The 12306-nt window shown below is 62.5% G+C and carries 11 protein-coding genes; 7 read left to right on the top strand and 4 right to left on the bottom strand.

Annotated elements, in window-relative coordinates:
* Positions 1 to 156: 156 nt before the first annotated feature.
* Together O3298_RS10270 and O3298_RS10275 are read right to left on the bottom strand one after the other, a co-directional pair.
* A complete protein-coding gene (locus O3298_RS10270; RefSeq protein ID WP_251348431.1) occupies positions 157 to 1653 on the bottom strand; it encodes an HDOD domain-containing protein in 1497 nt (498 codons plus the stop codon).
* Entirely contained in the window at positions 1650 to 3389 is a 1740-nt protein-coding gene (locus tag O3298_RS10275) for a bifunctional diguanylate cyclase/phosphodiesterase (protein WP_099668486.1), read from the bottom strand. Before O3298_RS10275 ends, O3298_RS10270 begins: the two co-directional genes overlap by 4 nt.
* Positions 3390 to 3784: 395 nt before the next feature.
* Here O3298_RS10275 and O3298_RS10280 point away from each other — a divergent pair, with 395 nt between their 5' ends.
* The 4 genes from O3298_RS10280 (at position 3785) to O3298_RS10295 (ending at position 7160) form a co-directional block, all read left to right on the top strand.
* A complete protein-coding gene (locus O3298_RS10280) occupies positions 3785 to 5467 on the top strand; it encodes an isovaleryl-CoA dehydrogenase (RefSeq protein ID WP_305059217.1) in 1683 nt (560 codons plus the stop codon).
* A 155-nt stretch (positions 5468 to 5622) separates the two neighbouring features.
* Positions 5623 to 6273 carry a uracil phosphoribosyltransferase gene (gene upp, locus O3298_RS10285; protein WP_010398816.1) on the top strand — a complete coding sequence of 217 codons (651 nt, stop codon included), beginning with the start codon at positions 5623 to 5625 and terminating at the stop codon, positions 6271 to 6273.
* Between the two features lie 22 nt (positions 6274 to 6295).
* Positions 6296 to 6658 (top strand): Hpt domain-containing protein, encoded by a 363-nt coding sequence (locus O3298_RS10290; protein WP_305059218.1) that lies wholly within the window; start codon positions 6296 to 6298, stop codon positions 6656 to 6658.
* A 298-nt stretch (positions 6659 to 6956) separates the two neighbouring features.
* The gene (locus O3298_RS10295; protein ID WP_010398811.1) at positions 6957 to 7160 is read left to right on the top strand and encodes a cold-shock protein; all 204 of its coding nucleotides are present in this window, start codon (positions 6957 to 6959) and stop codon (positions 7158 to 7160) included.
* A gap of 257 nt (positions 7161 to 7417) precedes the next feature.
* Here the strand turns inward: O3298_RS10295 and O3298_RS10300 are convergent, their stop codons facing one another.
* The gene (locus tag O3298_RS10300; RefSeq protein ID WP_035819455.1) at positions 7418 to 8329 is read right to left on the bottom strand and encodes a LysR family transcriptional regulator; all 912 of its coding nucleotides are present in this window, start codon (positions 8327 to 8329) and stop codon (positions 7418 to 7420) included.
* A 216-nt stretch (positions 8330 to 8545) separates the two neighbouring features.
* Here O3298_RS10300 and aceB point away from each other — a divergent pair, with 216 nt between their 5' ends.
* Positions 8546 to 10144 carry a malate synthase A gene (aceB, locus tag O3298_RS10305; protein ID WP_289910360.1) on the top strand — a complete coding sequence of 533 codons (1599 nt, stop codon included), beginning with the start codon at positions 8546 to 8548 and terminating at the stop codon, positions 10142 to 10144.
* 81 nt (positions 10145 to 10225) lie between these two features.
* On the opposite strand, the gene gloB is transcribed toward aceB, so the two are convergent.
* Complete coding sequence (gene gloB, locus O3298_RS10310) at positions 10226 to 11035, bottom strand: hydroxyacylglutathione hydrolase (protein WP_305052215.1); 810 nt, start codon at positions 11033 to 11035, stop codon at positions 10226 to 10228.
* A gap of 19 nt (positions 11036 to 11054) precedes the next feature.
* Between gloB and O3298_RS10315 the strand changes: the two genes are divergently transcribed.
* Positions 11055 to 11831 (top strand): class I SAM-dependent methyltransferase, encoded by a 777-nt coding sequence (locus O3298_RS10315; protein WP_289897638.1) that lies wholly within the window; start codon positions 11055 to 11057, stop codon positions 11829 to 11831.
* Complete coding sequence (gene rnhA, locus O3298_RS10320; RefSeq protein ID WP_034784447.1) at positions 11824 to 12261, top strand: ribonuclease HI; 438 nt, start codon at positions 11824 to 11826, stop codon at positions 12259 to 12261. The genes O3298_RS10315 and rnhA overlap by 8 nt, the downstream gene beginning before the upstream one ends.
* Positions 12262 to 12306 lie beyond the last annotated feature (45 nt).

A 12306-nucleotide genomic window follows, 5' to 3' on the forward strand; every position in this document is an offset into this window, starting at 1 on the left:
CTCGTTTAACAACGACACTTGCGACACCGGACAAAACCGTAGCGAGCGGAAGGGAGAGGTGGCTAAGAAGCGCAACCGTACTAAGTACGGGGGCGCCGAGCCGGTGAGCATCGCAGGCCGCCTATGCCGACGCGCAGTAGGTTTGGTCAGGTGTTCTCATGCCACCTTATTCGCCACCAATTCCAATTGGTGGCGCATCTCCACCGACTGCACCAGCAACGCCCGGATATCGTTGATCAGGTTGAACTCCGTCTGGTTCAACTGGATCGGCGGGAAGCTGTCGTCCCAGTCGCCGTATAAAAATCCCGTGGGGTGGCCGTTGGCCGACAGGGGCAGCACGACGAAGCTGCGTGCTTCCGACAGCGTCGCTTTCCACCATTGCGGCAGCTTGGCGGCAAATTTCGGGTCGCGCGCATTGTCGATGAAGATCACGCGGTCGCTGTTGAGGGCCGCGTGGAAGACGTTCGGCTCATATGCGTCGCCAAACACCATCAGGTCCTGCAGGTCGGCCATGCCTTCGCCCATGCTGATGCGCGCCGAATACAGATGATCCCTGTGGTTGCGCACGAACGCCACCGAGCGCGAAAAATCGAAGCCCTGGTGCAGCGTTTCGAGCGCCATCGAGACCATCTGGCCCGGACTGGCGCTGCCGATGGCGCCGCGCAGGTCGGCCAGGCCGCCGATCAGCACGCGGTTGCCTTCGGCGCGCATGCGCGTCGACGCCAGCTGGCGTGCGCGCCGTTCCGCCGGTTTCGACAGGGGCGCGATCGACAGGTCGGCCGCCGCCATCGCCTTGGCCTTGTCCACCGCCACCACCAGGTCGGTCGCGGTGATGCCCAGGGTGCCCGCATAATCGTCGATCAGTGCGTGCACCTGCGCCGCGCCGGCCGCGTCGTCATGCCACAGCGAGTCGGCGCAGCGCGCCGCCATCGTCGACAGGCCCGCCATCCAGTCGGCGCCGCTGACGGGGGCATTGTCCGGCGACGGGTCCATCGGACGCATGCCGTTGATCAGGTGTTGCGGCAAGCCCCAGTGGGCGGCCGTGGCATAGCCCACTTCCGGCAGCGACAGGCCGAGGATTTCGCGCGCGGCGGCCGCCTCGTTGCCGGGACCCGCATGTGCCTGCATGCGCGCCCAGAAGTCCGTCATGTAGAACGTCACCATCATGCGGCCCAGGGTGTGCAGCATCGAGCAGACGACGGCTTGCTCCGCCTGCAGGCTGCCGGCGCTGGTGGCCACCTGCTGCGCCACCATCCCGGCCAGCACGGCCTTTTCCATTTCCACGTGGGCGCTGACGGAATCGGGCGAGGCCTGCGACAGTTCCTCGATCAGTTTCAGTCCCAGCGCCAGGTGGCCGATGGCGTCGATGCCCAGCACCAGCACTGCCTTCGAGACCGTGTTGACGCGCTGGCCGAAGGCGGAATACATGCCGCTGTTGGCCAGCCGCAGCACCTTGTGCGTGAGGACAGGGTCGGACAGCACCGTTTGCGTGATGTCGAATTCGTGGTCATCCTCGCCGCGCATGGCGCCGAGGATGGCGCTGATGGCCTTCGCGAAGCCGGGCATGTCGCCCTGCTGGCGCGTGCGCGCCCACAGCAGGTCCAGGGTGTTTTTGCCGAGCTGTGTCGGCGCCGTGAAATGACCTGGATTCATTGCACCCCTCCGCGCGGTTCATTGGCAGACGGCGCAGGCACCAGCGCCGCATAGGTTTTGTCGCTCAAGGCCGATAGCGCGGCGTGGGCCGGCATCGGTTTGCCCGTCAGGTAGCCTTGCACATACTGGCAGCCGCGCGATTCCATGAAGTGCATCTGCTCTTCGGTTTCCACGCCCTCGGCCACCACGGACAGGTTCAAATGCTTGGCCAGGTCGAGAATGGTGTTGCAGATGGCCGCATCCTTGCTCGATTCGGGCAAATCCTTGATGAAGGTGCGGTCGATCTTCAGCACGGAAATGGGGAAGCGCTTCAGATACGCGAGCGAAGAGTAGCCGGTGCCGAAATCGTCGATGGCGATGCGCGCGCGGCGCTCCGTCATCTTGACGAGGATGGTTTCCGCATGCACGGGGTCGATCATCAGGGTGCCTTCCGTAATTTCCAGCACCAGGTGTTCGCCGGACAGCCCCGAAAACGCGATGGCGTCGTCGAGGATATCGAGGAATTTGTCGTTGCGGAACTGGCGCGGGCTGATGTTGACGGAGATGTACAGCGGCCTTTTGGCCACTTCCTGGAACTGCTTGAGCTGTACGCAGGCCGCCTTCAGCGCCCAGGCGCCCAGCAGGTTGATCAGCCCATTGGCTTCGGCAATCGGAATGAAGCGTACGGGCGGCACCAGGCCCAGGGTCGGGTGCTTCCAGCGCATCAGGGTTTCGAAACCCTGGATTTGCCGCGTGTGCGCATCGACGATGGGCTGGTAAAAGAGTAAAAACTCGCCTTCGCGCACGGCGTGGAACATGGCCGCTTCCAGCGAAATATCGTGTTCCGAAGGGCCGTTCAGGCGCGGGCTGTAGACCAGGCAGCGGGCCTTGCCCGTTTCCTTGGCGCGCGACATGGCCGCATCGGCCAGCGCCACCAGGCGCACTTCATCTTCCGCATGCAGCGGATAGATCGATACGCCGACCGAGGCGCCCACATAGATCGTGTGGCCATCGACTTCGAACGGCGCCTGCAGGGTCGCCAGCAGGCGGCCCGTCACCAGCTTGATCTGCGCGTCCGTGGCGCTGCCGGGCAGCACGGCGACGAATTCGTCGCCGCCCACGCGCGCCAGGGTGTCGCTGTCGCGCAGCGTCTTGCGCAGGCGGGCCGCCGCCAGGCGCAGCACGGCGTCGCCGACGGGGTGGCCCAGGCCATCGTTGACCTTTTTAAAGCCATCGAGACCGATCGTGGCGACGGAAAACCCCTGGCCCGAACGGGCGGCCTGGGCGATCACCATGCGGATGCGGTCCGACAGCAGCAAACGGTTCGGCAAGCCCGTGAGCGCATCGTGCGTGGCCATGTGGCGCAGGCGTTCTTCCGTATTGTGCTGGGCCGACGTGTCGCGCCCGACCACCAGCAATTCGGCCACGCCGGCCGCGTTCATATATGACGACAGGCGCAGCTCGAACCAGATTTCCTGGTCCGGCGTCTGCAGCCGCACTTCCAGGCGGCCCGGTTCTTCCAGGGCGTCTTCCAGCGCTGCTTGCAGCGCCGCGCGCGACGCTTCGGCGGCCAGCGGCAGCAGCAAATGGCCGGACAGGCCCGCGGGTGCGCCAAACAGGGTGGCCGCGCGCTTGCTGGCGAACAGGATCAGGCCGTCCGTATCGAGCCGGAACACGACGTCGCCTGCCTCTTCCATGAGGTTGTCCAACTCGTGGCGAGCCTCGCGGTGGGCGGCGGATGGGGTACTGGAAAACATCGTGCTGGCTTTTACCTTTTTGTTATCAGTGCCGGCGCTCGCTGCAGGGCAGGGCGCCAACGGAAAGAATGCATCGTGCGTGACGCGTGCCATAGTGGCCGGAAGGCGGCTATCGGAACGCGATCCACACGAAATGTATCATTGAAAAGCACCCGATTACATGAAATAGAGCAACATTGCTTCAGGTTTTGTAAATATTCCTGCCTTCCATGAAAAAAATCATGCCGCGCGACACACGCAGGCATTTTCGTTCCACATGGAAACATTTATCTGCGCTTGCTTCCACTGGCGCGCTTGCCCCGTCATGCGCTTTGCGCTAGTCTGGCTGGCAGACGGTGTTGACGGTGCGCCAGCGACGGCAAGGGCGCCATGATAACAAATCGCGGGAGACCTCCATGAATGCCTTTGACACGCATGAAGTTTTCAACCAGGCCACGCCCTTTGAAAACGTCAATCTGTTCGCCTGCGACCCGGCGCTGATCGAGGCGCTGCTGCGCGAGGGCGGCGGCGCGGCGTTGCAGGAGCTCGATGCGCTGGGCGACAGGCTGGGGCGCGCCGAGACCTATGCGCTGGCGCGCCTGGCCAATATCCACACGCCCGAGCTGCAGCAGTTCGACCGGGCCGGGCGCCGCATCGACGAGGTGCTGTTCCATCCGGCCTGGCATGAGCTGATGGCCATCCTCGTGGGCGCCGGCGCGCACGCTTCGCCGTGGGCGTCGCCCGGTCCAGGCGCCCAGGTGGCGCGCGCGGCGGCCTATCTATTAGTGGGGCAGGTGGAAAACGGCACGCAGTGCCCCGTGACGATGACGTATGCCTCGGTGCCGGCCTTGCGCCAGGCGCTTGACCTGCCGCAAATCGCGCAGCGCTGGCTGCCGAAAATCCTGTCGCGCGACTACGATCCCCGCTCCCTGCCCGTGGAGCAGAAGCGCGGCGCCCTGGTCGGCATGGGCATGACGGAAAAGCAGGGCGGCTCCGACGTGCGCAGCAACACCACGCGCGCTACGCAGGTGCCGCCGGCCGAGGCGCAAGCGCTGTTCGGCGACGAGGCCGCCGGCGCCTGGCGCATCGTCGGCCACAAGTGGTTTTTCTCGGCGCCCCAGTGCGACGCGCATCTGATCCTGGCGCAGGCGGACGAGGGCGGATTGTCGTGCTTTTTCCTGCCCCGCTACCTGCCCGACGGCAGCCGCAACGCCATCCGCGTGCAGCGCTTGAAGGATAAGCTGGGCAACCGCTCGAATGCCTCGTCGGAAGTGGAGTTCACGAATGCCTACGGCTGGCTCGTGGGGCAGCCGGGGCGGGGCATCCCCACCATCCTGGAAATGGCCAGCCACACGCGCCTCGACTGCGTGCTGGGCAGCGCCGGCATCATGCGCGCCGCCTTGACGCAGGCGCTGCACCATGCGCGCCAGCGGGCCGTGTTCGGCAAGCCGCTGGCCGAACAGCCGCTGATGCAGAACGTGCTGGCCGACCTGGCGCTGGAATCGGAAGCCGCCACGGCGTTTGCGCTGCGCCTGGCCCGCTGTTTCGATGAAAAGGATGATGCAGGGCAAGCCATGCTGGCGCGCGTGCTCACGCCGGCCGGCAAGTACTGGATTTGCAAGCGGGGCCCCGGTTTCGGCTTTGAAGCGATGGAAGTGCTGGGCGGCACCGGTTATGTGGAAGAGGCGCCGCTGGCGCGCCTGTACCGCGAATTGCCCGTCAATTCGATCTGGGAAGGTTCGGGCAACGTCATGTGCCTCGACGTCTTGCGCGCCTTCGGCAAGTCGCCGGCCGCGCGCGACGCCCTGGCGGCCGAGCTGGCGCTGGCCGGCGATGACGATGCCATTTTCACCGGCTACCGCGCGCGGCTGCTGGTCGACCTGGACGGGCCGCAAACGGACGAATTCGGCGCCCGGCAATTATCCGAGCGCATCGTGCTGGCCGTGCAGGCGGGATTGCTGCTGCGCCATGCGCCGCCGTTCGTCGCGCAAGCGTTCCTGCAGTCGCGGCTGGTGCAGGCGCCGGGCGGGGCGTATGGCCGCTTGCCGGCAGGCACCGATTGCGCGGCCATCCTGGCGCGCGCGCTGCGCGAGTACTGAGTTTGCCTCCGCTTGGGTACGCAATTATTTCGAAAATTCCGGCCACAGGCGGGCTGGGGGCTGGGATAATGCTGCAATCCATCATTTTATCGATACACAGCGCGCTTGCGGCCCAGGCTTGCCGCCGCGCCAGCTAGCATAGAAAGAAAAACAATATGAAACAAGACCCGCGCTTCCCGAATTTGTTCATTACCGATCACCCTTTGATCCAGCACAAACTGAGCCACATGCGCGAGCACGACACGTCGACGCGCACCTTCCGCGAATTGCTCAAGGAAATCACCTTGCTGATGGGCTATGAAATCACGCGCGACCTGCCGCTGACCACGCGCGAAATCAAGACGCCGCTGGTGACCATCGACGCGCCCGTCATCGCCGGCAAGAAACTGGCCATCGTGCCCATCCTGCGCGCCGGCATCGGCATGAGCGATGGCTTGCTGAACCTGGTGCCATCGGCGCGCGTGGGCCACATCGGCGTGTACCGCGACCCGGCTACGCACATGCCCGTGGAATACCTGGTGCGCCTGCCGGACCTGAACGAGCGCACCTTCATCTTGTGCGACCCGATGGTGGCGACCGGCAATTCGGCCGTGTATGCCGTCGACGTGTTGAAAAAACGGGGCGTGACGGATGAGCAGATCATCTTCCTGGCCCTGGTTGCCGCGCCGGAAGGCGTGACCGTGTTCCAGAATGCGCATCCGAACGTCAAGATGTTCTGCGCTTCGCTCGATTCGCACCTCGACGACCACGCCTACATCGTGCCGGGCCTGGGCGACGCCGGCGACCGCATCTTCGGCACCAAGTAAACCGGTTCAGGCGAGTATTGCGATGGCAACCTTGATCGACCCGGATTTTCGCGCGCGTTTGCGCGCCCTGAATGAAAAATATGCGGCTGGCGTGCCGGCCCTGATGCAGGCGATCACGCAGGCAAGCGGCCGCTGCGACAGCGAAGGCCCCCGTCTGGATCCGCTGACGGAGTTGCACCGCGCGCTGCACGCGGTGGCCGGCTCGGCCGCCACCTTCGGTTTTGCCGCGCTGGGGCAGGAGTGCCGGCGCCTGGAACAGCTGGTGCGCGCCATGCTCAATGCCCCTGCGCAAGCGGTGGCGGATTGGCCTGGCGTGCGGGCGCAGGTGGCGGCGCTACTGGACTGGGCGGGACGCGACGCGGCGGCCACCCATTTCACCGCCTAGATGACCGCGCCATAGTCATGTGGTTGCAATGATTCATTTGATACAACGCAAAGCACCCGCGTCGCAGATTAGGATATAGTGTCTCCATGCCGCTGGTACAGGGCGCCGCAAGACGGGGATTTGGCTATTAAAGTAGTGTTCGCAAGTTTATTTTGCGAAAGAATGGTTTTTCTCAGTTTTGTTGGTATAATTGGGCATCGTTGGATTCGAGGTAGTAGTGCAGTTTGTCTGTCATTTCTTTCTTGCTTCAAACGATATAACGGGCGCAAGCCCAACTTAACTGAAATAGGAAATTGTAATGGCAACTGGCATCGTAAAATGGTTCAATGATTCGAAGGGTTTCGGCTTTATTACCCCTGACGAAGGCGGCGAAGATCTGTTCGCTCACTTCTCGGCTATCCAGTCGAACGGCTTCAAGTCCCTGCAAGAGAACCAACGCGTTTCTTTTGAAGTGACCGCTGGCCCTAAAGGCAAGCAAGCTTCGAACATTCAGCCAATCTAATACGCTGGATCAAACGAAATAAAGAAATCCTCGGTCTCCGAGGATTTTTTTTCGCCTTAATTTCCGTGAAGCATGGGTTTTGTGTGCGTTTGATGGGCTACGCGGCCTCTGCGCGGCTGTCTTTCGGCTACTTTGCCTCATTGCCGGCGGGTAGGCCTGCCTGGTCAGCGCAAGTCTCTAAGCCGAGCTCTGCGGTGTTCCCATTAATGTCACGACGCCGGACAAAACCGACGCGCAGCAGGTTCGGTCCCGCGTCCTCAAATAGCCCGTTCGCGCCAGTAGTCTGGCTGTGAGTATGAGTGCCTTAAAAAATCCACGAACGCCCGTATGCGCAGCGGCAAGTGGCGGCGCTGGGCGAATACGGCGTAGATATCGTTGCCCGGGGCGGCGAACTGGTCCAGCACCGTCACCAGCTGGCCCGAGGCGATCTCGGCGCCCACTTCCCACATCGAGCGCCACGCCAGGCCCTTGCCGGCCAGCGCCCAGTCATGCAGCACTTCGCCATCGTTGCAGACCATATTGCCCGCCACCTTTAAAATTACATTCTTGCCGTTTTCGCGGAAAGTCCAGCCCCGCTGGCTGCCTTCGCTGCTGATCGCCAGGCAATTGTGCTTCGCCAAGTCGGCCGGGATGCGGGGCGTGCCGGCCCGTTTCAGATAGGCGGGGGAGCCGACCAGTACGCGCTGGTTGTCCGCCAGCTTGGTGCTCACGAGCGAGGAATCGGACAGGCTGGCGATGCGGATGGCCACGTCGATGCCTTCGCCGATCAGGTCGACGAGACGGTCGTTCAGGTTCAGCGACACCGTTACGTCGCGGTGCTCGGCCACGAACGAGGGGATCAGGGGCGCCACGTGCTGGCGGCCGAAGCCGGCAGGCGCGGAAATGAGCAGGTGGCCGCTGGCCTTCACGCTGCGCTCGGCCACGGCCGCTTCCGCCTCTTCCAGTTCGCCCAGGATGCGCTGGCAATCTTCCAGGAAGGCGGCGCCTTCATTCGTCAAGGCCAGTTTGCGCGTCGTGCGCTGGAGTAATTTGACGCCCAGGCGCTGCTCCAGCGCATCGAGGCGCCGGCCTATCATGGCTGGCGCGATGCCTTCCGCGCGCGCGGCGGCCGACAGGCTGCCCTTGGCCACTACTTCCACGAACGTTGATATTTGTCTGAACTGGCCCATGTCGTGCTCCCGCAATGCCATCACTTGTGATAAAAACGCATAGATGAAGTGATTTTTAATCTCGTTTCCATGCCTTATAGTGCAATACTATAGAACAAATGCGCCGCCCGGCAGGGTGTTTTTGCGCCTCTGTCCAGCTTGCCTGCGCAGTCGTTCGGCTTATACTTGGATCACCAGATTACCTTTGCTTATATTTACTAAAAACCGGAGAACTTCATGACGCAGAACACGATCGCACTTCCCGAAGGCATGCAAATCACGGGGGCCATTGCACCCGGCTACGAACAGATCCTGACGCCGGCCGCGCTGGCCTTGGTGGCCAAGCTGACGCGCGCCTTCGAGCCGCGCCGCCAGGAATTGCTGGCCGTGCGCGTGGAGCGGGCCAAGCGCCTCGACGCGGGCGAGCGTCCTGACTTCTTGCCAGAAACCGCACACATCCGCGACGGCGACTGGAAGATCGCGCCGATTCCGAAGGCGCTGGAATGCCGCCGCGTGGAAATCACAGGACCCGTCGAGCGCAAGATGGTCATCAACGCCTTCAATTCCGGCGCGGACAGCTACATGACGGACTTCGAAGATTCGAACACGCCGAACTGGGATAACCAGCTGACGGGCCAGATCAATATGTTCGACGCCGTGCGCAAGACGATTTCGCTGGAGCAAAATGGCAAGTCCTACAAGCTGAACGACAAGATCGCGACACTCGTCGTGCGTCCGCGCGGCTGGCACCTCGATGAAAAGCACGTGCTGGTCGACGGCAAGCGCATTTCCGGCGGCATTTTCGATTTCGCCCTGTTCATGTTCCATAACGCCAAGGAACAACTGGCGCGCGGCGCCGGCCCGTACTTTTACCTGCCGAAGATGGAATCGCACCTGGAAGCGCGCCTGTGGAACGACATCTTCGTCATGACGCAAAACGAATTGGGCTTGCCACAAGGCACGATCAAGGCGACCGTGCTGATCGAAACCATCCTGGCCGCCTTTGAGATGGATGAAATCCTGTACGAGCTGAAAGAACACAGTTCGGGCTTGAACGCGGGGCGCTGGGATTACATCTTCTCGTGCATCAAGAAATTCAAGCTGGACAAGGACTTCTGCCTGGCCGACCGCGCGAAAGTCACGATGACGGCGCCGTTCATGCGCGCCTACGCCTTGCTGCTGCTGAAAACCTGCCACAAACGCGGTGCGCCAGCGATTGGCGGCATGGCAGCCTTGATCCCGATCAAGAACGATCCGGAAAAGAACGACATCGCCATGGGCGGCGTACGCAACGACAAGGCGCGCGACGCCACCGACGGCTACGACGGCGGCTGGGTTGCCCATCCGGGCCTGGTGGAACTGGCCATGGGCGAGTTCACGAAAGTGCTGGGTGACAAGCCGAACCAGATCGAGAAACAGCGTCCCGACATCGACGTGAAAGCGTCGGACTTGCTGAATTTCCAGCCGGAAGCGCCGATCACGGAAGCGGGCTTGCGCTACAACATCAACGTGGGCATCCATTACCTGGGCAGCTGGCTGGCCGGCAACGGTTGCGTGCCCATCCATAACCTGATGGAAGATGCTGCCACGGCCGAGATCAGCCGTTCGCAAGTGTGGCAATGGATTCGTTCGAGCAAGGGCGTGCTGGAAGATGGCCGCAAGGTGACGGCCGAGATGGTGCGCGCCATGATTCCGGAAGAGCTGGCCAAAGTGCAACGCGATGCGCCGGGCGGCAACGGCCCGACCTATGTGCGCGCAGGACAAATTTTCGAGGAAATGTCGACGTCGGAATCGTTCGCCGAATTCCTGACCTTGCCGCTGTACGAAGAAATCTGATCCTGATCAACTAGATCGATAAAAAAACCCCGGCGATGCATACAAGCATCTGCCGGGATTTTTTATGGCGGTAGGGCGGACTTAAAAGCTGTTTTTCCACATCCGCAAGGCGGCAAATGCTTCCACGGGCGACGCATCGGTGGCCAGCTTGCCTTCCACCTTCAAGCTGGTCAGGATCGCCGGTTCGCGGTAGCGCAGGAAGGGATTCGTGGCCTTCTCCAGGGCAATGGTCGACGGCACGGTGGACAAGCCTTGCTGGCGCTTTTCCGTGTCGATGGCGATGCGTTCCTGCAAGGCCTGGTTGCCCGGTTCGACGGCGTTGGCGAAGCGCAGATTGGACAAGGTGTACTCATGCGCGCAAAATACCTCGGTATCGTCGGGCAGGGCGGCCAGCTTGCCCAGCGAGTCGGCCATCTGGCCAGGCGTGCCTTCGAACAGGCGGCCGCAGCCGCCCGCAAACAGGGTGTCGCCGGAAAACAGCCAGGGTGCGCCGCTGCGCTCGTCGCGCTGGCGCACGTAGGCGATATGGCCCTTCGTATGGCCGGGCACGTCGATGACGGTCAGTTGCAAGCCCAGTTCGGGCACGTGGGCGACATCGCCTTCGGCAAGCGGTTCCGTGATGGCTGTGATAGCCTCATTGCGCGGGCCGAAGACGGGGACGGCGAAATGCTGCAACAATTCAGGTACGCCGCCCGTGTGGTCGGCGTGGTGATGCGTGAGTAAAATGGCGGACAAGGTCAACTGATGGGCTTGCAGCGCATCGAGGATGGCCGTCGCATCGCCGGGGTCGACCACGGCGGCATGGCTGCCGTCATGGATCAGCCACAGGTAATTGTCGGCAAAGGCGGGCACGGCAAGTACCGATAAAGCGTGTTCAGGGGAGTGTGTCATGAGCAAAAGAGAAAACTGAATGGACAGTGTGGCATCCGAAAAATCCATTATAGCGCTTGACGGCTGGCTGCAGACACCGGCCGGTCTGTATGTGCGTGCCTGGGAGCAGCAATGCCTCGACAGCCTGACTGTCGATATCTTCGGTTTTAATGCCGTGCAGATCGGCTTGCCCCAGCTCGATGCGCTGGCGGCCAACCGCATGCCGAACAAATGGCTGCTCGATGCGCGTCTGCCGTCGCGTCCGCCGCAGGAAAGCCGCTTGACCCTCGTGTCGGCCTTCGACGAGCTGCCGTTCGACTCGCAAAGCCTGGACCTGGTGGTCTTGCCGCACGTCCTCGAATTTGCCGCCGAGCCGCACCAGGTCTTGCGCGAAGTGGAGCGCGTGCTGATCCCGGAAGGGCGTGTGATCGTCTGCGGCTTCAATCCGGCCAGCCTGTGGGGTATGCGCCAGGGACTGGGGCGGGTCACGGGCCGGCATTATTTGCCGCAGGCCGGCGAGCTGATCTCTATGCCGCGCATGAAAGACTGGTTAAAATTGCTGAATATGGGCGTGAGCCAAAGCCACTTCGGCTGCTACGCGCCTGCTTGCAGGACAGAAAAATGGCTGCGCCGCAACGCCTTCATGGACAAGGCCGGTGCGCGCTGGTGGCCATATCTGGGTGCAGTGTATATAGTGCAGGCGATCAAGCGCGTCAAAGGGATGCGTTTGATCGGTCCGGCGTGGACCAAAAAACCGGCGACGGCGCCCGCAGGCGCACCGGTCACGAATAAAAGGCGGGAACAGCAAGATGGATAAGGTTGAGATTTACGCCGATGGCGCATGCAAGGGCAATCCCGGCACGGGCGGCTGGGGCGCGCTGATGGTGGCCGATGGCGCCAAGAAAGAAATTTACGGCGGGGAACTGAATACGACGAATAACCGCATGGAATTGAAGGCCGTGATCGAAGCCTTGACGGCGCTCAAACGTCCCTGCCAGGTGGTGTTGTATACCGATAGCCAGTACGTGCAAAAGGGCATCAGCGAATGGATCCACGGCTGGAAAGCGCGCGGCTGGAAAACGGCCGCCAAGGCACCCGTGAAAAATGTGGACTTGTGGCAGGCGCTCGATACGGCCCAGGCCGTGCACGAGGTGGAATGGCGCTGGGTGCGCGGCCATAACGGCCATCCGGGCAATGAGCGGGCCGATCAGCTGGCCAACCTGGGCGTGGAAACCGTGCGCGCCTGAGAACTGAAATTTCCTGCCATGCAGCTGCGGGCAGGGCGTAACCGG

It is taken from the genome of Janthinobacterium sp. SUN137 (genome assembly GCF_030587265.1).
GTDB classification, from domain to species: domain Bacteria; phylum Pseudomonadota; class Gammaproteobacteria; order Burkholderiales; family Burkholderiaceae_D; genus Janthinobacterium; species Janthinobacterium kumbetense.

Coding starts and splice junctions, on each gene's coding strand:
- O3298_RS10270 (WP_251348431.1), bottom strand. CDS start 1,653: ATGAATCCAGGTCATTTCACGGCGCCGACACAGCTCGGCAAAAACACC.
- aceB (WP_289910360.1), top strand. CDS start 8,546: ATGACGCAGAACACGATCGCACTTCCCGAAGGCATGCAAATCACGGGG.
- O3298_RS10300 (WP_035819455.1), bottom strand. CDS start 8,329: ATGGGCCAGTTCAGACAAATATCAACGTTCGTGGAAGTAGTGGCCAAG.
- O3298_RS10290 (WP_305059218.1), top strand. CDS start 6,296: ATGGCAACCTTGATCGACCCGGATTTTCGCGCGCGTTTGCGCGCCCTG.
- gloB (WP_305052215.1), bottom strand. CDS start 11,035: ATGACACACTCCCCTGAACACGCTTTATCGGTACTTGCCGTGCCCGCC.
- O3298_RS10280 (WP_305059217.1), top strand. CDS start 3,785: ATGAATGCCTTTGACACGCATGAAGTTTTCAACCAGGCCACGCCCTTT.
- O3298_RS10295 (WP_010398811.1), top strand. CDS start 6,957: ATGGCAACTGGCATCGTAAAATGGTTCAATGATTCGAAGGGTTTCGGC.
- upp (WP_010398816.1), top strand. CDS start 5,623: ATGAAACAAGACCCGCGCTTCCCGAATTTGTTCATTACCGATCACCCT.
- O3298_RS10275 (WP_099668486.1), bottom strand. CDS start 3,389: ATGTTTTCCAGTACCCCATCCGCCGCCCACCGCGAGGCTCGCCACGAG.
- rnhA (WP_034784447.1), top strand. CDS start 11,824: ATGGATAAGGTTGAGATTTACGCCGATGGCGCATGCAAGGGCAATCCC.
- O3298_RS10315 (WP_289897638.1), top strand. CDS start 11,055: ATGGACAGTGTGGCATCCGAAAAATCCATTATAGCGCTTGACGGCTGG.